Annotated in this window: 12 protein-coding genes and 3 pseudogenes; 8 read left to right on the forward strand and 7 right to left on the reverse strand. The window is 56.0% G+C overall.

Annotated features, from left to right (window positions below):
* Positions 1–662: 662 nt before the first annotated feature.
* A complete protein-coding gene (locus PMI01S_RS20810; protein WP_159439542.1) occupies positions 663–2366 on the forward strand; it encodes a tetratricopeptide repeat protein in 1704 nt (567 codons plus the stop codon).
* A 401-nt stretch (positions 2367–2767) separates the two neighbouring features.
* Here PMI01S_RS20810 and PMI01S_RS32480 read toward each other — a convergent pair whose 3' ends face one another.
* Together PMI01S_RS32480 and PMI01S_RS32485 are read right to left on the reverse strand one after the other, a co-directional pair.
* Complete coding sequence (locus tag PMI01S_RS32480) at positions 2768–3364, reverse strand: methyl-accepting chemotaxis protein (protein ID WP_371850931.1); 597 nt, start codon at positions 3362–3364, stop codon at positions 2768–2770.
* Positions 3356–4123 (reverse strand): annotated as a pseudogene (locus tag PMI01S_RS32485) (PAS domain-containing protein); the annotation flags it as partial. The pseudogene PMI01S_RS32485 and the gene PMI01S_RS32480, both read right to left, overlap by 9 nt.
* 200 nt (positions 4124–4323) lie before the next feature.
* Between PMI01S_RS32485 and PMI01S_RS20820 the strand changes: the two are divergent.
* Positions 4324–4881 carry a transglutaminase-like domain-containing protein gene (locus PMI01S_RS20820; protein ID WP_139273087.1) on the forward strand — a complete coding sequence of 186 codons (558 nt, stop codon included), beginning with the start codon at positions 4324–4326 and terminating at the stop codon, positions 4879–4881.
* A 35-nt stretch (positions 4882–4916) separates the two neighbouring features.
* Positions 4917–5059: pseudogene (locus tag PMI01S_RS32065) on the forward strand (transcriptional regulator); the annotation flags it as partial.
* 131 nt (positions 5060–5190) lie between these two features.
* Here PMI01S_RS32065 and PMI01S_RS20825 read toward each other — a convergent pair.
* From PMI01S_RS20825 to PMI01S_RS20840, 3 genes and pseudogenes are all read right to left on the reverse strand, one after another.
* Complete coding sequence (locus tag PMI01S_RS20825) at positions 5191–6756, reverse strand: methyl-accepting chemotaxis protein (protein ID WP_084321950.1); 1566 nt, start codon at positions 6754–6756, stop codon at positions 5191–5193.
* Between the two features lie 328 nt (positions 6757–7084).
* Positions 7085–8638 carry a sensor domain-containing diguanylate cyclase gene (locus tag PMI01S_RS20835; protein ID WP_235864441.1) on the reverse strand — a complete coding sequence of 518 codons (1554 nt, stop codon included), beginning with the start codon at positions 8636–8638 and terminating at the stop codon, positions 7085–7087.
* Positions 8639–8721: 83 nt separating this feature from the next.
* A pseudogene (locus PMI01S_RS20840) lies at positions 8722–8910 on the reverse strand (IS3 family transposase); the annotation flags it as partial.
* A 182-nt stretch (positions 8911–9092) separates the two neighbouring features.
* On the opposite strand from PMI01S_RS20840, the gene PMI01S_RS20845 reads away from it, so the two are divergent.
* Complete coding sequence (locus PMI01S_RS20845; RefSeq protein ID WP_084321953.1) at positions 9093–9632, forward strand: hypothetical protein; 540 nt, start codon at positions 9093–9095, stop codon at positions 9630–9632.
* Between the two features lie 7 nt (positions 9633–9639).
* Here PMI01S_RS20845 and PMI01S_RS20850 read toward each other — a convergent pair whose 3' ends face one another.
* On the reverse strand, positions 9640–13773 hold the full coding sequence (locus PMI01S_RS20850) for a CheR family methyltransferase (RefSeq protein WP_084321954.1): 4134 nt from the start codon (positions 13771–13773) through the stop codon (positions 9640–9642).
* 242 nt (positions 13774–14015) lie between these two features.
* On the opposite strand from PMI01S_RS20850, the gene PMI01S_RS20855 reads away from it, so the two are divergent.
* The 4 genes from PMI01S_RS20855 (at position 14016) to PMI01S_RS20870 (ending at position 19302) form a co-directional block, all read left to right on the forward strand.
* Positions 14016–15620 carry a tetratricopeptide repeat-containing response regulator gene (locus PMI01S_RS20855; protein ID WP_084321955.1) on the forward strand — a complete coding sequence of 535 codons (1605 nt, stop codon included), beginning with the start codon at positions 14016–14018 and terminating at the stop codon, positions 15618–15620.
* The gene (locus tag PMI01S_RS20860) at positions 15617–16309 is read left to right on the forward strand and encodes a sensor histidine kinase (RefSeq protein WP_084321956.1); all 693 of its coding nucleotides are present in this window, start codon (positions 15617–15619) and stop codon (positions 16307–16309) included. The genes PMI01S_RS20855 and PMI01S_RS20860 overlap by 4 nt, the downstream gene beginning before the upstream one ends.
* A 314-nt stretch (positions 16310–16623) precedes the next feature.
* The gene (locus PMI01S_RS20865; RefSeq protein WP_174602681.1) at positions 16624–17865 is read left to right on the forward strand and encodes a glutamine synthetase family protein; all 1242 of its coding nucleotides are present in this window, start codon (positions 16624–16626) and stop codon (positions 17863–17865) included.
* Between the two features lie 69 nt (positions 17866–17934).
* Complete coding sequence (locus tag PMI01S_RS20870; RefSeq protein WP_084321958.1) at positions 17935–19302, forward strand: MFS transporter; 1368 nt, start codon at positions 17935–17937, stop codon at positions 19300–19302.
* Between the two features lie 195 nt (positions 19303–19497).
* Here PMI01S_RS20870 and PMI01S_RS20875 read toward each other — a convergent pair whose 3' ends face one another.
* A complete protein-coding gene (locus tag PMI01S_RS20875) occupies positions 19498–20244 on the reverse strand; it encodes a flagellar brake protein (RefSeq protein WP_084321959.1) in 747 nt (248 codons plus the stop codon).
* Between the last annotated feature and the right edge of the window lie 87 nt (positions 20245–20331).

Here is a 20331-nt window from a genome sequence, read left to right on the forward strand (position 1 = left end):
AGCAAAGTGAGGGAAAACCACTTTGATCCTGAAGGCTCAAATGTGAGCCGGGATCACAATTGAATCGAGCCTGTTTCAGCCTGCTGTCAGGCGCTGGCCAACGTTAGATAACTGTTAGGTAACGGTTAGGTAACGTTAGAAGCGTTAGAAGCGTTACCGGCCCAGTCATGCCATACGATTTGACTCGGCTCACTTTGCCTGTTTCGCCGCTGTGGGAGCGAGCACCGAGAAAATCGGAACGACTCCCGATCTGCCAGTGAGACCAAACCATCTCACTGAGACCAAATCGTCTCAATGCGCGATATTTCACTGTGGGAGGGGAATATCGCGGGCTTTTACCTTAGGGAGGAGATGCACTCAAATCTGAGGACATTAGCCAGATGCGCGGAGTTCTGCTCACATCTCTTCCTAGCAACTGGTGTATTCAGATCCCAGCGGCCCGATGTTGCACTAGCTTTTGATCGTTTCCTAATATCGCACTGGGTCTCGATAGGAGGGGCTGATTTCAGTTGGCCTTTGGCTCAATCCTAGGCAGTTGCTTTGGTGAGCTTTTCGTAATGAGGTATGCGGGCTCCTATCCGATAGTGTTCAACTGGACTATAGATGCGCCGCAAGGATGGCATTATGATACTCGCCTTTCCCACTCTATCCATGGACGAATGATGACACACATTGAAGTGCAAGAATGGACGCTGGAGGGCGTACTAGACGAGTTGGCCCGCATTGACAACTCAATGCATGACCGGCATTTCGCGTTCATTTTAGGTTCTGGTGCGTCGTTTTCCTCCAACATACCTACCGGAAAAGACCTCGCGCAGCGGTGGTTAACCGATCTTCATCTCCGAGAATGTAAAAGTGGCGCCACGGTTGAGGAGTGGACTAAGACCTGCGATATAGTTAGCGGCGGTTTAACCTTTGAAAGCGCTGCGGAGTTTTATCCACAGATTTTCGAACGTCGATTTCGAGGGGATCGGGAGTCTGGATACGCAGAGCTGGAAAAACACATGGATGGTAAGAGTCCAAGTTTAGGCTATACGCTTCTTGCTGAAATTATTCAAGAAACTAGGCATAAGGTGGTGGTTACAACTAATTTTGATAATTTGGTGGCCGATGCCTTGTCGATGCACGCTCATCAGTCGCCACTGGTTGTGGCACATGAGTCGTTAGTCGGTTTCGTTCGTCCTCAGCTTCGTCGTCCACTAGTAGCCAAAATACATCGTGATCTATATTTCAATCCGATCAATGATCAAGTTGGCGTTTCCAATCTGGAGGAGGGGTGGAAGCACGCTTTGAAAAAGTTATTTCAGTATTTTACACCTATTGTTGTTGGGTATGGCGGCAATGATGGGAGTTTGATGGGGTTGCTGAATGCTCTTGAATTGGGCGATATTGCTGGTCGGATGATATGGTGCTATAGGGACGGATCTCCTCCGCCTATATTAGCGCATGAAGTATTGATAAAGCATGAAGGGATTAAAGTTCAAATCCCTGGTTTTGACGAATTTATGCTGCAATTGGCGGCTAAGCTCGTGCCGGATTTTGATTTAGGCAGAATTTCTGAGCGAACAGAAGATCTCGGAAAAAAAAGTGCGGAGCGTTATCGCAAGCAAGCGGACCAACTAATGAAGTCGTTGGCGCAGGGCACCCAAGAGCAGCTTAATACTCGTAAGGTTATGGCGCAGTCGGTCCAAAGCAGAAGGAGCTGGTGGGCTTGGGAGCTTGAGGCGGCAGCTCAATTAGATCCTGTGGAGGCCGAGAAGATTTATATGCAAGGATTATCTCAGTTTCCCGATAGTCCGGAGTTGCATTATAATTTTGCCATATTCCTCAGTCGGATTAAAAAGGATCCAGATGCTGCAAAATTAATGTATCAGAAAGTTCTAGAGCTAGCCCCGGAGGACTCTGATGCAATATATAATTACGCGCAGCTAATATTTGAGCATGATAAAGATTTCGATAAAGCTTTAGCGTTGGTTGAGAGGGCGATGGCTTTAGCTCCTGAAGATCCCGATGCGTTTGGTCTGTATGCCGAAATCTTATCGGAGAAAAAAGATTTTTCGCGTGCTGGAGATGTTTATCGAAAGGCTGTAAGAAAGTTTCCCGATAATGCAGAGATTCTGCTAAGTTATGCTAATTTTTTATCGGATAGTTTAGAGGAGTATGAGAGGGCAGATAAGTTTTATAAAAAGGCACTAGAAATTGAGCCTGATAGCTTAACGTGTATTCTTCATTATTCTAAGTTTTTGGCATTTCAGTATGATAAGCCTGATCAGGCTGAGCTGTTGTTTCAAAGGGCTTTTAAAGTTGATCCCAATGATTCGGCCTTGAAAGAAGCCTATGCAGGTTTTCTGAAAATGCAAGAGTGAGCCCGGTTTATGTGAATGCAGGCAGGCTTGTTAGAGGTGGCATTGGTTTTAATTTATTCTGCCTCGTTCACTCTGCTGACTATTCTAAATTGTCTCGTTATTTGATCGATTTAAAATTCTTCATGCCTGGCGTTCCAGCTTCAAATCGCCTTATCTTTAAAGGCGCAATCCCACGTACCGATATACCTACGCCGACGTTGTGAAAAGCAGTGGCTTGGCCGTGCTTCTTGAATTTTAAGGCTGGCCACTACACCCATTACGTCCTATGACGATATGGTTGATGCCAGTGAGATGGTTTTTTTTGAACTGATCATCTTGAGCAGCTTTGCGGATCACCCAGTCGCGTAAAAAGCACAAAATATTGTGCGCACTTAAATTAAGTGCGCACCAGTTGTAGCGTTTTACTCGACCCAACTGACGGCGGTTTTGGGAATCACTTCTGACTCGTCGAGTTTGGAGGCGAACATGCTCACCGCCTCGACGGCGTCGCTGGTGCCGCTGCGAATCTGCAGGATCACCGAGCCAGCTTGATCGGCCAGACCAACGCCGCGTTGTGCACCCTCTAGAGTAGCATTCATGCTGGAGACGGCGTCACGGGTTTCAGAAAGGATCTTGCCGATCATTTCGGCAATTTCTGCAGTCGAGCGGCTGGTGCGCCCCGCCAGTTGCCGGACTTCGTCGGCCACTACCGCAAAGCCTCGGCCCTGATCGCCCGCTCGGGCCGCTTCAATGGCGGCGTTAAGGGCGAGCAGATTGGTCTGATCAGCGATCCCGCGAATAGTATTGACGATGGCCGTGATCTGTTCGGAACGGTCGCCCAGCTGACCAACCAGCTTCGCCGACGCGCCAATTTTTTCGGCTATTTGGCGCATCTCTCTAGCTGTTTCCTGAATGACTTGGGCGCCCTGTTCGGCGACTTTCTCGGTCTCGGCGGAAATATGGTACGCCCGGGAAGCACCGCGCGAGTCCTCTTCAAAGCGCTCGATGCGCTCGGTGATATCACTGGCGAACTTGACGATCTTCGACAATTTGCCATCAGCGTCATACACCGGGTTATAGGTCGCTTCCAGCCAGACCACTCGTCCGTTTTTGCCGATACGTTTGAACTGACCACTGAAAAACTCACCGGCATTCAATCGACGCCAGAAGTCGCTGTAGTCGCTGCTATTTATCAGGCTTGCTTCGCAAAACAGCCGGTGTTGCTTACCCTTGAGCTCGTTTAGGCCGTAGCCCATGGTGTGCAGAAAATTGTCGTTGGCCGAGAGGATATTGCCAGTGAGGTCAAACTCAATCACGGCCATGGCGCGATCCAGTGCGGCCAGCTTGCTCCGAGTCAGCGCTTCTTGAGTGACTTTTTCAGTCACGTCCAGGGCATACTTGACGATTCTATGAACTTGGCCTCGCTCGTCGATCACAGGGTTGTAACTGGCTTCAAGCCAGACATTCTGCCCCATCGAGTTGATTCGCTGGAAAGTACCCGACACGAATTTACCAGCACGCAGTTGCGACCAAAACTGGCTGTAATCCGCGCTGTTAGTTAACGCAGAGGCGCAGAAGTTCCGATGCGATTTCCCGAGCAATTGCTCAGCGCTATAGCCCATGATGGCGAGAAAATTCTCGTTGGCTCGCAACACCTTGCCGTCCAGGTCAAACTCGACCACCGCCATGGAGCGGCCCAGTGCTTCGATCAATCCCTTATATCCCAAGACTTCGGCCTTCCTGGCCTCTAGTTCATCTTTGAGTGATTTATTGAACATGGACTGACCCCCGGAGTTACCGTCAACGGATTCGACTTGAATAGGTATCGGCGGGCAATCTGGCAGCTGAATGGTGCTATACACGATTATGATTTGACGTCAATAAATTGCTTTTTTTGTCATCGATTGATGAAGAGCGATGACAATGAATGATCATTGCAGCCGTCAGATCGTAAGCGTTCAGCGATCACACTTTCCCATTGCAACTGCTGGCGCCGTTGATCGATACCGATTACGCGGAGTTTCAAATTACCGATCCTGATGTAATCGTTAGCGCTGTTAGGCAAACGCTAGATTCGATCCCTCCGTCATTTGGTTCTTGCGTCATGGTCAGTGCTGGCTTCACTGCCATTCTCAAATCTAAAGGGATACCCGCCGTTGTCGTCCTCGGAGACCTGCTAATTAACGACCAGTATGCTTTTGAATGTCGAGGGAATATTCCAGGGGCAACCTATGAGGGAGAGTTCGTGGAAGCCAAGTGGGACGGTCACGCCTGGGTAATGCTCGCAGGTGTTCTTTGCGACCTGTCGATCTTCCGAAGCGCCTATGCCACTAAAACGCCAAGTAACCTTAAAACTTTTATCAGCCAGCAGTTCGGTGAGGGCAAGGGCGCCCTGATGTGTCCCCACGATAGCTTGCCAGCCGGCATGGAATCTGTACCCAGATTTGCTCTCAATGACATTCAGATTCTGGGGATTCTGGATGGAGATTCGAGTTGGCATTCACAGCTCAGCCGGGAGCTGAATACGGCCAGTTAACCGCCGTGCTCCAGCCGCTGTTGAGGCCAAGCGCCCCCCGTAGGGCTCGCACCCTCAAAGTTTACAAAAAAACGTATACCGGCGAAGTCGTCGAAACCTAAGGCGGCAACTACAAAACGCTGAAGGAATGGAAAGCAAAATTTGGGTCGGACCTGTCGAGTCCTGGCTGACCAAGTGAGTTTGATTTGAGTACAAAGGGCCTGTGAGGGCCCTTAATTAGTTGGCGAGGAAGAGGACACGAACGAGAAGGCAGCGCGTTTACTTTGGCGGCCCAGGCAATGACAACGCCGGTGGTTCAGCGTGTTGGGACTATCGATTAAAGCGCTCGACCAACGAATATTGAGTTGCAGCTGTCTTGGTCAACTCCTTGCTTAGTTCTGCTGAGTGATGAGCTTGCTCCGATGTCTGATCCGCCAGGTGGGCAATGGTGGTGATGTTACGGCTGATTTCCTCGGCGACGGCGGTTTGCTCTTCAGTGGCGGCCGCAATCTGCGTTGTCATATCAGTGATGTTGGCTACGGCTTCACTGATTCCTACCAATGCCTTGTCTGCTTCAAGTACCCACGCCACACCTTCTTCGGCTTGACGATGACCGCTCTCCATTGTCTGTACGGCATTGTTAGATGACGTCTGAAGCTTGGTGATCAGGTCATGGATCTGCTTAGTGGACTCAGACGTGCGCTGTGCCAGCTGGCGTACCTCGTCGGCCACCACAGCAAAGCCTCGACCCATATCGCCAGCGCGCGCGGCCTCGATCGCGGCATTCAGTGCCAGTAAGTTGGTTTGATCGGCAATACCTTTGATTACGTCGACCACTGTTCCGATTTCATTGCTGTCCTTGGCCAACTGCGCGACGGTCTCCCCAGTTTCCCCCACCACTGCAGAGAGGCGCTGGATCGCTTCGCGGGTATCTCGGGCAATGTCGCGTCCGCGTCCGGTCAGCAGGTTAGCCTCCTGGGTGGCGTCAGCGGTGCGCTGGACATGGCTCGCGACTTCTTGTGTGGTCGCCGCCATCTGATTGACTGCAGCGGACACTTGCTCGGTCTCGACGCGCTGGCGATCAAGTCCACGTGAGCTGTCGGAGGCCAGTATGTCGGATCTCCCGGCTAGCCCACTGAGTTGCTCTGCGGTGTCTTGCAGGCGTGTAAGACAGGTCTTTAGACGCGCAGCCTGGCTCACAAAGGCTGTTTCCAAACGAGCTTGAGCCCCGTGCTGATCACTGTACATCTGTGCAATAAGTTGATCAGAAGTAGAGGGCTCAGCCATCTGCAACAGGCGCATTGTTCCTTGCTTTTGCCAACGAGAGGTCACCAGTCCGAGCGGAACGGATATGCCTATTGTGGCGACAATAGCTACGGATGCGTTGAGAAATAGGCCGCTCAAAGTGCCCACCAGGCCCATGACAAGGTACGGCAGGTAGTCCAGCAGGGCCGGCAACCACTTGTCTCGAGTGGGAATGGCAGGTTTTCCCTGGCTGATGCGCCTGTAAAGGGATTCTGCGCGTCGGATCTGCTCAGCGGTCGGTTTCACTCTGACCGATTCAAAGCCAACCACTTGGCTGCCTTCAAAAATTGGTGTTACGTAAGCGTTGACCCAGTAGTGATCGCCATTCCTAGAACGGTTTTTGACAATCCCCATCCACGGGTTGCCTTGCTTAAGAGCACTCCACATATGGGCAAAGACTGCGGATGGGACGTCAGGATGGCGGACGATGTTTTGAGGGGCGCCAATCAGATCGTTTCGGTCGAAACCGCTGATCTCGACAAAGTCGTCATTGCAATAAGTAATCACTCCTCGAGTATCTGTTGTTGAGATGAGTTTCTGTTGAGGTGCTAGCGCAATTTCGCGCTGCGTTACCGGTTGATTGTTTCTCATTCCTACTGCTCCTTGTGTCCTATTAAAATGCCATCGGCAGATACTAGAAAAAGGTTAGTAGTTATTGTAAAAAACCCTTTAATAACAATGCATTGCGCTATTTTTATTGGGTGTTGGCTGGATCCGGTTTTGGTCTTTTCTATATTTTTGAAAATTAGATAAAGAGCTTTCTGAATGCCGACGTTGTCTTGATCACCATAGACGTCCGTAACGAACCAGCGCCCCAGACTGTGGAAAAATGAGCGGGTTGGCCATTTCGCAAGCTTCATCACCTAACCGTGAAGCGGTTTCGAGGGTTTAGTGTAGTGATAACTCGACAGCCAGTTTGTTACGGATTCGCAAGTTGGACTTGATCACGGCCACTTGATTTAGCACTGTACATAGCGGTATCGGCACGCCGAATGAAGGCGTCAAACGATTCCGATGGAGCCCACGTTGCAACGCCGAAGCTACAAGTAACCTTTCCTGCCTCGTCAAATGGGAGGGTGCTTATCAGCACTCTAAGCTTTTCTGCCAGCAGGCTCGTATCGTTCGATTCGCTGTCCGGGCAAATCAATGCGAACTCTTCTCCGCCCGTTCGGCACAGAAAATCGGTTTTGCGTGTTGCCGAACGTATTCGTGCGCACAACGACTTAAGAACGTCATCACCACACTGATGCCCCCAGCGGTCGTTGATGCATTTGAAGTGATCGACGTCGAACAGGATCAGCGATAGAGGCTTGTCGTGCTGGTTAGCCTCGATGAGCAGGCGCCCCATCAAATCTTCGAAATACCGGCGGTTATAGACACCGGTCAGGTGATCGGTAATGTTCAATAAACGCAAGTCTTGCGTGCGCTCATCAACCAGCGAGAGGGCGCGGGCGCGCTGAGTGATCAGCAAGTACACCATCAAGGTCAGCAGCAGCGTCAATCCTACTCCGAATACTGCAATCAAACTGACGGACAGGGCGTTGCTGTTGGCGACCAGAAACGTTGAGCTGGGCCGAAACTGTATTAGGTAATTCTGGTCAGCCACTTTCAGCAGCCGTTGTGCGTACAGCTCTGAAGGGGCTGCGGGGGCCTGGCTCTGATAAATGGTTTCGCCCTGATGCTGCGTGTCGATCAGTGAAAGTCTCACGTTCAGCCGTTGCAGACTGGGTGATGGAATGCCTTGTTCCATCAAAGACGCCAGGCGTACGGTGGAGACAACGAAACCCTGCAAACCATCATCTTTAGATGGAACCTCAAGGTAGTCCTGGAATACGGGGGCGACGAAGAAAATCCCGGACTGCCCATTCGTCATTTTCAATGGTTCCGACACGACTATTTGATGTGTTTCTCTCGCCTTGCTCATCAAGACCTGGCGACCCGGGCGAGCCATGACATCCATGCCAGGAACGATCTTCACGTCATCGCGCTTCAATAGGTAGAGCAATATCCAGTGTTCCGGCCTGCTGGAGAGGGGGATTTTTTCGCCGGTGACTGGATTAATTTCATGATATGAAAAATCACTTGTACCGTTGAGGAGCGCCTTCGCGCGAAACGACTGTAGATCCTTCTCAAGAACCCTCGGTACCCAGCTATAGGCTTCGCCCTCTCCAACTAGAGGTGTGACGAATCCCAGAAACTCCTTTTCAGTGACATCGTCGGCATTGATAAAGAAATGCTTCACAACGTCTAGTTTTAAGACCTGCGTATTAAAGCGTCGTTGCAGGCGACTGAATCGTTCGTCGACCTCCAGTTGGAACGCAACGTTGACGGTGCGCTGCTCTGACCCAATGAAAAGAATCAGTACCAAGACCGTGACGGCGACACCCGCTAGGAACACCAGAGCGCAAAGGCTCACATCTGATGCTTTGAATGCGTTCTGACGAGAAGACATCATTTCCTGTTCCTTGCTCATCGCCAAACTCGACGCGCGGTCATCTAATATTCTTTCGAATTATCGGCACTTCCGACGACATCTTTATAGGCTATGTGTAGTGGTCAACTAATCCCGAACACGACGTTAAGTTTTTCCTCGGCTCGTGCTGGCGCCAACCCATCGTTGAATTGGTGAGGCCGAATCCAGTTGTCGCGATGCATCAAAAAATGGCTGATATCGGGCTGTGCTTCCTGCGCATTTCAATAGCCTACGGTCGGTATCCATTCTGCTTTCAAGCTGCGCGGTGGGCGGCGTCTATGAAGCTGATCGTCAACAATCATGCATCCGAGACCACTTAGTAAAGCCAGGCCTCCTCCGACACCTCATGCAGCTGACCCCAGGCCACAGGCCGTCGGTACATCACCCGACGATCGACATTGGAAAGACGCTCATTGCTGTGCCTTACTCCACAGACCAACAAGGAGGGAAATCGATGCGACGCAGAGGCGCCCAGTTCTGGTTATGGACCAACACGAGACTACCTCTGCACACCCACGAAGAAGTGCTGGGCAATGGTGTGCAGATCGAGGTGCATGCGCGGACCAGTGTTGAAGGGGTTACTCAGGTTTTTCTCGGTGTCTATGGCGCTGATGGCTGGCCGATCAGCGAGGAGCATCATGAACGCAACGTCGGAGAGCATTATTGTGCAGCATTGACGTGGGGCACCCAGCGGGCGAGGGAGATTGTCGCGGACACTCAGGCGTTCGTTGCACCGCACCGGGTGCAACTGACGTTGGGGCCGGTCATCACCGATGAGTCGGTCATTGCGTTGCGGCGGATGGAGATGACTGAGCGTGAGCGTTTGAAGCTCAGGTCCGCTGATGCCTGGTCGGAGTATCTGGCCGCCAAGGAGGCCATGCTTGTATTGATGCGCTCCACCAAGGTCGATCCCGCGGTCTGGGCCGATCACAAGGAGCGGCTCCGGCAGGCCATCGACCGGCGCGCCTGTGTGCAGCGCGACTATCTGAACTGAGCGCGACTCAAGGCTGGCGTCGCAGCGTCTCGATGGTGCTGATCAGGTCATCGTAGGACACCGGTTTGCCGATGTGCTGGTCAAAGCCCGATTGCTGCGTTTTCTGAATGTCGCTGTTGGCGCCGTAGCCGGTCAGGGCGATGGCCGGGACATCCTTCGCGAGCGGCAACTGACGCAGTGCACTCATCAGCTCGTGACCGTTCATGTTCGGCATGCCGAGGTCTGAGATGATCAGGTCGAACCGGGTGCTTTTCGCCGCGTCCAGCGCTGCCGCCGGCCGGTCAAAGGCAATCACTTGCGCATCTTCCATTTCCAGCAGAATTTTCAGGGTTTCCAGCACGTCTGCGGAGTCGTCCACCAACAGGATCGTCAACCCGCTCAGTCTTCCGGAAATATCCTCGGCACACGCGACGGGCTGTGCTTCGCCAAGGGTCGTGGCCAATGGCAGGTAGACGGTGAACGTGCAGCCTGTGCCCATGCCGGCAGAACTCACCTCGACCGTGCCGCGGTGTGCCTCGGTCAACTGGCGCACCAGCGACAGGCCAATTCCCAGTCCTTCACGGTTGTGAGTGATGTGTTGTTTTTCAGCCTGGCTGAACAGGTCAAACACGTGCTCGAGGTTTTCCGGGGCGATGCCGGCGCCGTTGTCTTTGATGTCGAGCCGCGCCATGTCACCGGACTGGCTGGCGATCAATTGCACGCGGCCTTTGGGTGGGGTGAACTTCAGGGCGTTGTTCACCAGGTTCCAGATGATTTGCTCCAGCCGTGTCGGATCGGCGTGGACCATTAGCGGGTCGGACGGCACCAGCAGTTCAATCTTGACGTCATGCTGGTCATTGAGCACGACGGTGTAGATGTCGCGCAGAACGCTGGCGAGGTCGACGTTGACCGGTTGCAGCTTGAGCTTGCCCGTGCGGACCCGGGCGACGTCCAGCAGGTCGTCGATGATCCGCGCCTGGCTGTTGACCGCATCGCAAATGGTGTTCACCGCCTTGGCCGCCGGAGCCAGCGACTTGGTCACCGGCAAGCGTCGCAGCAATTCGGCGTTGAGCTGGATCAGGTTCAGCGGATGCTTGAGCTCGTGGGACATGACCGCGAAGAACTCATCCTTGAGGTAATTGGTGTTACGGGTTTCGGCCAATTCCTGGCTCTGTGCTTCGTGCTCGCGTTTGTGACCGGTGAGGTCTCGGGCGATTTTCACGTAGCCCTTGAGGTTGTCGCCGCTGAGCAGGGTCACTTCGCCGCTGCAAAAAAACCGGCTGCCATCCTTGTGCAGATGCCAGCGTTCATCGTCGCTGCGGCCGTGGGTACGCACCGTCAGCAATTCGTTCTCGGGCACGCCCGCCGCACGGTCCTCGGGGGAGAAAATGAAGTCGTAGTAAGTGCCCTCGGCCTCGGTCTTGCTGTAGCCGAAAATCAACTCCGCGCCTTTGTTCCAGCTGGTGATCACACCCTGTTCATCGAGGGTGATGATCGCGTAGTCGCGGGTGCTTTCGGCGACCAGGCGCATGCGCTCTTCGCCCAGGCGCAACTCTTCTTCGGCCGCCCGACGCTTGGTGATGTCGATAAAGGTCAGCACGGTGCCGTCGATGTGGTCTTCGCTGGAGCGATAGGGCAGCAGGCGGGCGATGTACCAGCGGTTGTCGTTGCTGCTGACTTCGCGCTCGATCATGTTCAGCGATTCGAACACCAGCGCCGCGTCACCGGCCAGGTTGTCGTAATCCAGGCGATGGGTGATGTCGAGCAGGGAGCGCCCGGTGTCCACCGGTAACATGTTGAAGATGTCGGTGGCGCGCGGGGTAAACCACTTGATGCGCATGGCGCGGTCGACAAACACGGTGGCAATGTCGGTGGAGGCGATCAGGTTGGTCAGGTAATCGTTGATCTTGTCGGTTTCTTCGACCTTGGTTTTCAGCTCGAAATTGACCGTCAGCAACTCTTCGTTGATCGACTGCAGCTCTTCCTTGCTGGTTTCCAGTTCTTCGGTGGCCGAGCGCAGTTCTTCGTTGATCGCCTGCATTTCCTCGTTGGACGCCTTGAGCTCTTCGCTGGAGACTTCCGATTGTTCGATGGTGTCCTGCAAGTGCAGCTTGGTGCGTTGCAGTTCGCGCTCAAGGTTGGACAGCACCTGGCTTTCCGTCTGCAGAACGGTGGTTGCCGCCAGTTCCGAAGGGTCGACTTCGACCTCCTCGAAAATCACCAGCACGTACTCGCTGTCCGAGCCTTCATCCTTGTAGGGATGAGCGACCAGATCGATCAGGTAACGCCGGTCATCACGCTTGATCGGCACTTCACGGGATTTGACCGGCAGCGCACTTTGCTGGACCTGGAACAGCGTGGTGCGCAACTCCAGGCGCAGTTCCGGCAGGATCAGCGTCAGCAGGTTGCGCGACAGCTCACCCCCGACATGCCGCAGGAAACGCCCGGCACTTTCGCTCATGTGCAGAATGTCGGCGTTGGCATCGACGATCACGCTCGGTGGCGCAGACTGCTCTATGGCGCGTTGATGGATATCAGCGAAAGACAGTTTGCGTTGCACGTTGCTTTGCGCAGGCTGTTGGGAAATGTTGGTGCGCACATAGCCACTGCGGGGCATGGTCGGGGTACGACGGCTGTTGGCCGTGCCGGTCTTGGCGCGGAAGATCCGGTTGCGCTTGTCCACAGGGGCGAACAGTTCGTGACATGCATCGGCACTTTCAGAGGAGCCGAGAAACAGGAAGCCGCCAGGGCGCAGGGCAAAGTGGAACATCTGCAGGATTTCGCGCTGCACCTCGCGATCGAGGTAGATCAGCAGGTTGCGGCACACGATCAGGTCGATCTGCGAGAACGGCGGATCGGACAACAGGCTGTGTTTGGCGAACAGGACCTTTTCGCGGATTTCCTTGCGGATCCGATAGTGGTCGTCTTCCTTGAGGAAGTAATGCCGCAGGCGCGAGGGCGGTACGTCGGTCACGATGGCCAGCGGATACAGTCCGGCGCGGCCGACGCTGATGGCGCGCTCATCGATGTCGGTGGCAAACAGCTGCATCGACGCTGCGCTGGCGTCCACTTGCAGTTGATCACTGATCAACATGGCCAGGCTGTAGGCCTCCTCACCGGTGGAACAGCCGGCGGACCAGACCCGGATTTCTTCCTTCCCGGGTTGCGCTGACACGGCTGCGCTGACCAGTTGTGGCACCACATCGCGTTCCAGCGCTTCGAAGGCTTCCCGGTCGCGGAAGAAGTTGGTCACGCCGATCAGCATGTCGGCGAGCAGGGCCTTGGTTTCTTCCGGATTGTCTTGCAGATAACGATAGTAGGCCGCCAGGTCCGGCTGGGCCGTGACCTGCATCCGCCGTTCGATCCGACGCAACACCGTGGCGCGTTTGTAGTGCTTGAAATCATGGCCGGTGCCGGTGCGCAACTGGATGAGAACATCGTGCAGCAATTGTTCGGCTAGCAGCGATTCACGTTCGGAAATGGCGGCAATGCTCTGTAATTCGGAGTCGCTGGCAGTGGGCAAGCTGATCTCCTGGGAATTGCGCCACAGCTCCAGCAGCTTTTGCGGCATTTCAACGACCGGCAGGACCAGGTCAACCATACCGGTGTCGATGGCGGCGCGGGGCATGCCATCAAACTCGGCGTCTTCCGGTGCCTGGGCCAGCGTGACGCCGCCCTGTTCCTTGATCCGCGACAGGCCGACAGCCCCGTCGGAACCGGTGCCCGACAGCACCACGCAGAAAGCCCGTTCCCGATGCACATCCGCCAGGTCGCGGAAGAACAGATCAATCGAAGCGTGACGGGTTTCCCGCGTCTGGCAGGGGCTGACTTCAAGAAAACCATCGTTCATCGACAGGCGTTGCGCCGGTGAAATGACGTACACGTGGTTTTTCTCGATGGACACCGTTTCGGTGACCTGTTGCACCGGCATCTGGGTCGATTCCTGGATGATCCTGTCGGCGATGCTCTGGTGGTCAGGGGACAGATGCAGAATGATCACGAACGCCATGCCGTTATCTTGCGGCATGTTTTCGAAGAACAGTTTTATCGCCTGCAGCCCGCCCGCCGAGGCACCGATGCCCACCACCGGAAAGTCCAGTGTGCTGGGGCGCGGGGCCTTTCGCTCATCAGAAGTTACGGAGCGATTGGGGGTGGTGGTCATAACTTCTGCCTTAGCCAACGAAGGAAGCGTCTTGATCTGAAACGGGCAGCAGACGCGTTGCAATAAATCAGGATAATCCCGTTTTTCAATAACACCTTCAAATATTTAGCCGGCAATCGCAGCCCTTTGAAATTTGCACTCCAACGACGCAAATGAGTTCTCATTTCTTCAAGTGAATGGCCCTTCTGGCCGATAACCCGGACAGTCATGATCTTCTTCTTAAAATTGCCTGGAAATCTTCGATGCTGTCGTATCACCAAAAGCGTTTTCTGATCGTCGATGATTTCTCCGATTTCCGCAGTTCGGTCCGTTCCATGCTGCGTGAGCTGGGCGTCAAGGACGTGGATACCGCCGACACCGGCGAGCAGGCGCTGCGCATGTGTTCGCAGAAGTCCTACGATTTCATCCTGCAGGATTTTCACCTCGGCGACGGCAAGAAGAATGGCCAGCAGGTGCTCGAAGATCTGATGGTCGAGAAGCTGATCAGCCATGAGGCCGTGTTTGTCATGGTCACCGCCGAGACCAGCCAGGCGATGGTGCTCAGTGCGCTGGAGCATGAGCCTGATGCTTACCTGACCAAGCCGTTCAACCGCTCGGGCCTGGCCCAGCGCCTGGAGCGTCTGGAGCAGCGCAAGACGTTGCTCAAGCCGATCCTGCAGGCGCTGGATCGCGGCAAACCGGTTGAAGTGCTCAATGCCTGCATCGCGCTGTGCAAACAGGACATCCGCTATTCGCCGCTGTGCCTGCGCTACCGCGCCGACGCCTTGCGTGACTTGAATCAGAACGAAGCACTGGAGCGACTCTACGACAGCATCATTGCCGATCGGCCTTTGCCGTGGGCGTTCGCCGGATTGGGCCAGTTGCTGTTCAAGCGCGGTCAGGTCAGCCAGGCCAAGGGCGTCTACGAAAAAGCCCTGAAAGTGTTTCCGATGATGCCGGCGCTCTACGATGGCATGGCGGATGTGCTGGTCGCCGAAGGCGATACCAAAGCCGCGCAACAGGTGTTGGAAGAGGCAATTCGCTTGTCGCCGCTGGCCGTGCGCCGGCAGGCATTGCTGGGCAAACTGGCGATGGCCAACGAAGATTTCGACACGGCGTCCAAGGCTTATCGACAGGCGGTCAGCCAAGGCGCCCAGTCACGCTTCAAGGATGCGGAAAGCAACCTCGGTCTGGCCCACGCCTTGATCAGCAAGGGCAGCGAAAAAGGCCTGGATACCCGCACGCGGCTGGAGATCAACACCACGCTGAGTGCCGTGGCCAAGGAAAACCCTTCCGACCCGGGCCTGCAGATTCGTGCGCGGTTGATGAAGGCCACCAGCCTGCTGCTCAACGATGCCGAAACCGCAGAAAAGCTCACCGAGCAAGCCATGTTGCGCCTCGATGGCATGGAGCAGTTCATGAGTGCCGAAGCGGCGCTGTTGGTGGCCAAGCAGTTGCAAATGCTCGGTCAGGCCGATGCCGGCGCCTCGATGCTGAAAAACTGCGTGGAAATCTACGGCGACGATCCGACCGTGATGAAAAGCATCGCCAAGCTGACCGACGACCCGACCATCCTCAACTCCGGCAACGATGCGGCGGAACTCAACCGTCAAGGCGTGCGGGTGTACAAGACCGGCAACCTGGTGGAGGCGCGGGCGGCGTTTCGCAAAGCCCTGGCGATGCAACCGAAAAACATCAGCATCGCGCTGAACATGGCGCAGTCGCTGCTGCACGGCACTGACACCAGCGTGCCGTCGGCGGAGCTTGAAGAATGTCGGGCCTGCCTGAAAACGGTCGGCCTGATGCCCGACACCGACGCGCGGTATGCGCGTTATCAGAAACTGAAAATCAAGGCGTTCAGCGGATGAGCCAAGACAACCCGGCACTGGATTTCTCCACGGTGATTGCTTCCACCGTGCACGACATGAAGAACTCGCTGGCAATGTTGATGCAGGCCCACAGCCAATGGCTGGCGCGTTTGCCCGACCCGGCGCGGCACACCCCGGAGCAGGGCGTGATCGATTTCGAGTTCGCCCACCTCAACGACATGCTCGTGCAGTTGCTGGGGCTGTACAAACTCGGGGTCAATCAGATGCCGTTGCAACCGGCCTACCACGAACTCGATGACTTCATCGAAGCACAACTGGCCTGCCACCAGGACGTGTTCGCCAGCCGCGGCATCATGGCGACCTACGAAGTGGACCCGCTGAGCCCGCTGGGTTTCTTCGACCGGGAGCTGATTGCGTCAGTGCTGGGCAATTGCATCAACAACGCCATCCGTTATGCCCGACATGCGGTATTGATCAGCGTCAGCGATGAGGCTGGACAGCTGGTGCTGACGATCAACGATGACGGCGACGGCTACCCGGCCCAGATGATCGAACGTCAGGCCGAATACGTGCAGGGCATCAACCACAGCAGCGGAAGCACTGGCCTGGGTCTGTATTTCGCCGGGCGGATTGCCGCGTTGCATCAGCGCAACGGCATCGGCGGACGCACCGAAATCAGCAATGGCGGCCCGTTGGGCGGCGGCGTATTCAGCCTTTATCTTCCCTGAAATACCGCGACCTCTTGTAGGCGCCGGCTTGCTGGCGATGGCGTCCGAAAGAACGCCGCAGAATCCAAATGCCTCATCGCCAGCAAGCCGGCTCCGACAGGAAGGGGGGGCGGTCGGGAGTATTTGTGTGCAATGCTTGATATTCCGAACAGGCGGAGCCTATTTTGTACGGTCGCCGTTCGCGGCTTGCACCACAAACAAAGGATTGCGTCATGACTACCGATGGCCAGCGCTCACTCGCACAGCGACTGACGGGCATTGATGAGATTGAATGTGTTACGCCTGACTTGAACGGCGTGCCCCGTGGCAAGGTCATGACAGCCGAGGGGTTTCTCGAAGGACGGCGGTTGCAGATGGCGCGGGGTGTGCTGCTGCAATGCATCATGGGCGGATACCCGCCGGCGCGTTTTTACGGCAGTGACGACGGTGACCTGGCGCTGGTGCCCGATCCTGCGCAGATTCACCGCTTGCCCTGGAGCAAGCAGCCGCGCGCCTTCGCCATTTGTGATGCCGACGAGCTGACCGGCGAGAGCTCGAACCTGTCGACCCGTGGCCAACTCAAGGCCGTCGTCGCGCGTTATGCGGCACTGGGTCTGGCGCCTGTGGTGGCGACCGAACTGGAATTCTTTGTCTTCGCGCCCAACACCGACCCGACGCAACCCTTCCAGCCGCCGCTGGGCCTGGATGGTCGTCGCGAGGACGGTTGTTCGGCGTTCAGCGTCAGCTCCAACAACGGCTTGCGCCCGTTTTTCAGTGAAGTCTACGAATGCATGGCGGCACTCGGTTTGCCCCGCGATACGTTCATGCATGAAATGGGCGTCAGCCAGTTCGAAATCAATCTGCTGCACGGCGATCCGCTGCTGCTGGCCGACCAGACGTTCCTGTTCAAGCATCTGCTCAAGGAAGTTGCGCTCAAGCACGGCCTGACCGTGGTCTGTATGGCCAAGCCGCTGGCGCATACGCCGGGCAGTTCGATGCACATTCACCAGAGCATCGTCGAGATCGGCAGCGGGCGTAACGTGTTCAGCGACGCGGCCGGTGAACCGACTGCGACCTTCCGTCACTTCATCGGCGGTCAGCAGGCGGGCATGGCGGATTTCACCGCACTGTTTGCGCCGAACGTAAACTCCTATCAGCGCTTGTGTCATCCGTTCGCGTCACCCAACAATGCCTGCTGGTCCCACGACAATCGCGCGGCCGGTTTGCGTATTCCGGCGAGTTCGCCGGCCGCTCGTCGAGTCGAGAACCGCTTGCCGGGGGCGGATGCCAATCCGTATCTGGCGATCGCCGCCAGCCTGGCGGCGGGGCTGTACGGTATTGAAAAAGAGCTGGAGCCGAGCGCAGCGATCCAGGGTGAGTTCGAGGTGCCGGATAATCTTTCGTTGCCGTGTACCTTGCATGCCGCTCTCGAACGTCTGAAACGTAGCCAATTGGCGAAGGAACTGTTTGGCAAGGAGTTCATCGAAGGCTACGTCGCTTCGAAGACCCTGGAGTTGACCAGCTTCTTTGATGAAATTACGCCCTGGGAGCGCCGTGTCCTGGCCGCCCAGGCCTGACGAACCTTCGTCTTCGGGCTATCTTTCGGATAGCCCGTTTCTCACCGCAAGGAGCCGCTCGGAACGCCGATGCGCCAAATCTGGAAACCCTTTCGAGCGCTGTATTTTGCCTCGCTGATGATGTTGATCGGCTCGGGCCTGCTGAGTACTTACCTGGGCTTGCGCCTGGCGGCCGACCATGTCGACAGCCTGTGGGTCGGTGCGTTGATGGCCGCCAACTATTTCGGCCTGGTGCTGGGGGGCAAGATCGGTCACCGGTTGATTGCCCGTGTAGGGCATATCCGCGCCTATTCGGCCTGCGCCGGGATCGTCGGCGCGGCAGTGCTGGGCCACGGCCTGGTGGACTGGCTGCCTGCCTGGATATTCCTGCGGGTCATCGTCGGCCTCGGCATGATGTGCCAGTACATGGTCATCGAAAGCTGGCTCAATGAGCAGGCTGAAGCCTCACAACGCGGGACGGTGTTCAGCGGATACATGATCGCGTCGTATCTGGGCCTGGTGCTGGGGCAACTGATTCTGGTCATGCACCCGGCGCTCGGTCTGGAGCTGTTGATGCTGGTCGCCCTGTGCTTTGCCCTGTGCCTGGTGCCGGTCGCCCTGACCCGGCGGATTCACCCGGCGCCTCTGCACCCGGCGCCGATGGAACCGCGATTTTTCATCAAACGCGTACCGCAGTCGTTGAGTACAGTGCTGGGGGCGGGCTTGATCATTGGCTCGTTCTACGGTCTGGCGCCGCTGTATGCCTCGCAGCAAGGGTTGTCCACGGAGCAGGTCGGTCTGTTCATGGGTAGCTGCATTTTTGCCGGCCTGCTGGTGCAGTGGCCGTTGGGCTGGTTGTCCGACCGTTATGACCGGGCGTTGTTGATCCGCTGTTTTGCGGTGGTGCTGGCCCTGACTGCGTTGCCGCTGGCCATCATGCAACAGGTGCCGCTGGAGGTTTTGTTTGTCGCCGGGTTCTTCTGTTCGCTGGTGATGTTCTGCCTGTATCCGCTGGCGGTGGCGTTCTCCAATGACCACGTCGAGGGTGATCGTCGTGTTTCCCTGACCGCGATGTTGCTGGTGACCTACGGTGTCGGCGCCAGTATCGGGCCGCTGGTCGCCGGGGTGCTGATGAAGATGTTCGGCAGCCAGATGCTTTACGCCTTCTTCAGTTTCTTCGCGTTGGTGCTGGTGTGGCGGATCCGCCCGAAAGCGGTGACCAACCTGCACCAGGTGGACGATGCGCCGTTGCATCACGTCGCCATGCCGGACAGCATGTCGAGTTCGCCGCTGGTGGCTTGCCTTGATCCGCGGGTCGATGAGCAAGTGGTGCAGGACCAGATGCAGAGTCCGGTCAATCCCGAGCCAACTCCCGAGCCTGAGCCCGCGCCAGAAACCGATCCGCCCGAGGATCCGGATGCTGGCCGCGAGCAAAGCTTCACCGAGGCTCGACCCTGAATCGCACCACCTGTAGGAGCCGGCTTGCTGGCGATGAGCGTTAACGAAGACGCATATTAACTGGATGAACACTGCGCATTTGAATCCATCGCCAGCAAGCCGGCTCCTACAGTGAGCCGCGCAGACCAAACGAATGGCGCAAAAAAAACGGGCAGTCACCGCAAGGGACTGCCCGTTTTTCATGCCGCTATCGAATTACATGTCGTCTTTGTCGAAGCGTCGTGCTTCGCGCTGAAGTTGATAGACGAAGCGCTCGACCTGACGCTGCACCAGGCCGCTCATGTTGTGAAAACGGATGCCGGCGAAGGTGGTGGAGATTTTTTCTTCGAAGTGCAGGTAGCGCAGTTCGACCGGTGCCGTCATTTTGCCGAAGGGCAGGGCGGCGGCAAAGCGGTCGTAGACCTGGCCCAGTTGCAGGCTGCCGGTAATGTCGCCGTCGAAGCGCAACTTGCAGCCGGTGGCGGAAATGTCCAGCAGCTTGCCGCTGATCGGCGCCTTGAGCTTTTCACCGTCCAGATCGACGTTGACCAGTTGTGCCAGCTTCAATGCCGCGCGAAAGGCATTGCGGCGCTGGTGATAGACCACTTCATCGGGCAGCGGACCGCGATAGCAGCGACTGTCACCGGATTCGTCGATGGTCAGTTGACCGTTGCTTTCCCAAGCGATGCGCACGCCGTCGTGAAAGCCTTCGACCTTGAACGGTTCGCCCGCCAGCAGGAAGCGTTCGCCGTCACGCGGGATCATCTCGTCGAGCGCGATGGTGCGGCCTTCGCGGTCCACGTCGACCAGATAGCTCTGGAAGCGCTGAGTGCGCTCATGGAACGTGATGATCAGCGGATCATGGCTTTCTTGCAGTTGGCGCAGGTTGCCGGAGATTTCCAAAGGCGTGGTAAGCACCTTGGGTGGCTGCGGGGCATCTTCCGCGGTTAAGGCATTGGACACGGTTCATCAATCTCCAGACAAAATATGACTACGGCTGGCCAGTATATTGCCAGCATGTTGCAAGTCTTGATAGGGCGTGGTCATTTG

The organism is Pseudomonas migulae NBRC 103157, assembly GCF_002091715.1.
GTDB classification, from domain to species: domain Bacteria; phylum Pseudomonadota; class Gammaproteobacteria; order Pseudomonadales; family Pseudomonadaceae; genus Aquipseudomonas; species Aquipseudomonas migulae_A.

Coding starts and splice junctions, on each gene's coding strand:
- PMI01S_RS20810 (WP_159439542.1), top strand. CDS start 663: ATGACACACATTGAAGTGCAAGAATGGACGCTGGAGGGCGTACTAGAC.
- PMI01S_RS20825 (WP_084321950.1), bottom strand. CDS start 6,756: ATGAGAAACAATCAACCGGTAACGCAGCGCGAAATTGCGCTAGCACCT.
- PMI01S_RS20835 (WP_235864441.1), bottom strand. CDS start 8,638: ATGAGCAAGGAACAGGAAATGATGTCTTCTCGTCAGAACGCATTCAAA.
- PMI01S_RS20845 (WP_084321953.1), top strand. CDS start 9,093: ATGCGACGCAGAGGCGCCCAGTTCTGGTTATGGACCAACACGAGACTA.
- PMI01S_RS20850 (WP_084321954.1), bottom strand. CDS start 13,773: ATGACCACCACCCCCAATCGCTCCGTAACTTCTGATGAGCGAAAGGCC.
- PMI01S_RS20855 (WP_084321955.1), top strand. CDS start 14,016: ATGCTGTCGTATCACCAAAAGCGTTTTCTGATCGTCGATGATTTCTCC.
- PMI01S_RS20860 (WP_084321956.1), top strand. CDS start 15,617: ATGAGCCAAGACAACCCGGCACTGGATTTCTCCACGGTGATTGCTTCC.
- PMI01S_RS20865 (WP_174602681.1), top strand. CDS start 16,624: ATGACAGCCGAGGGGTTTCTCGAAGGACGGCGGTTGCAGATGGCGCGG.
- PMI01S_RS20870 (WP_084321958.1), top strand. CDS start 17,935: ATGCGCCAAATCTGGAAACCCTTTCGAGCGCTGTATTTTGCCTCGCTG.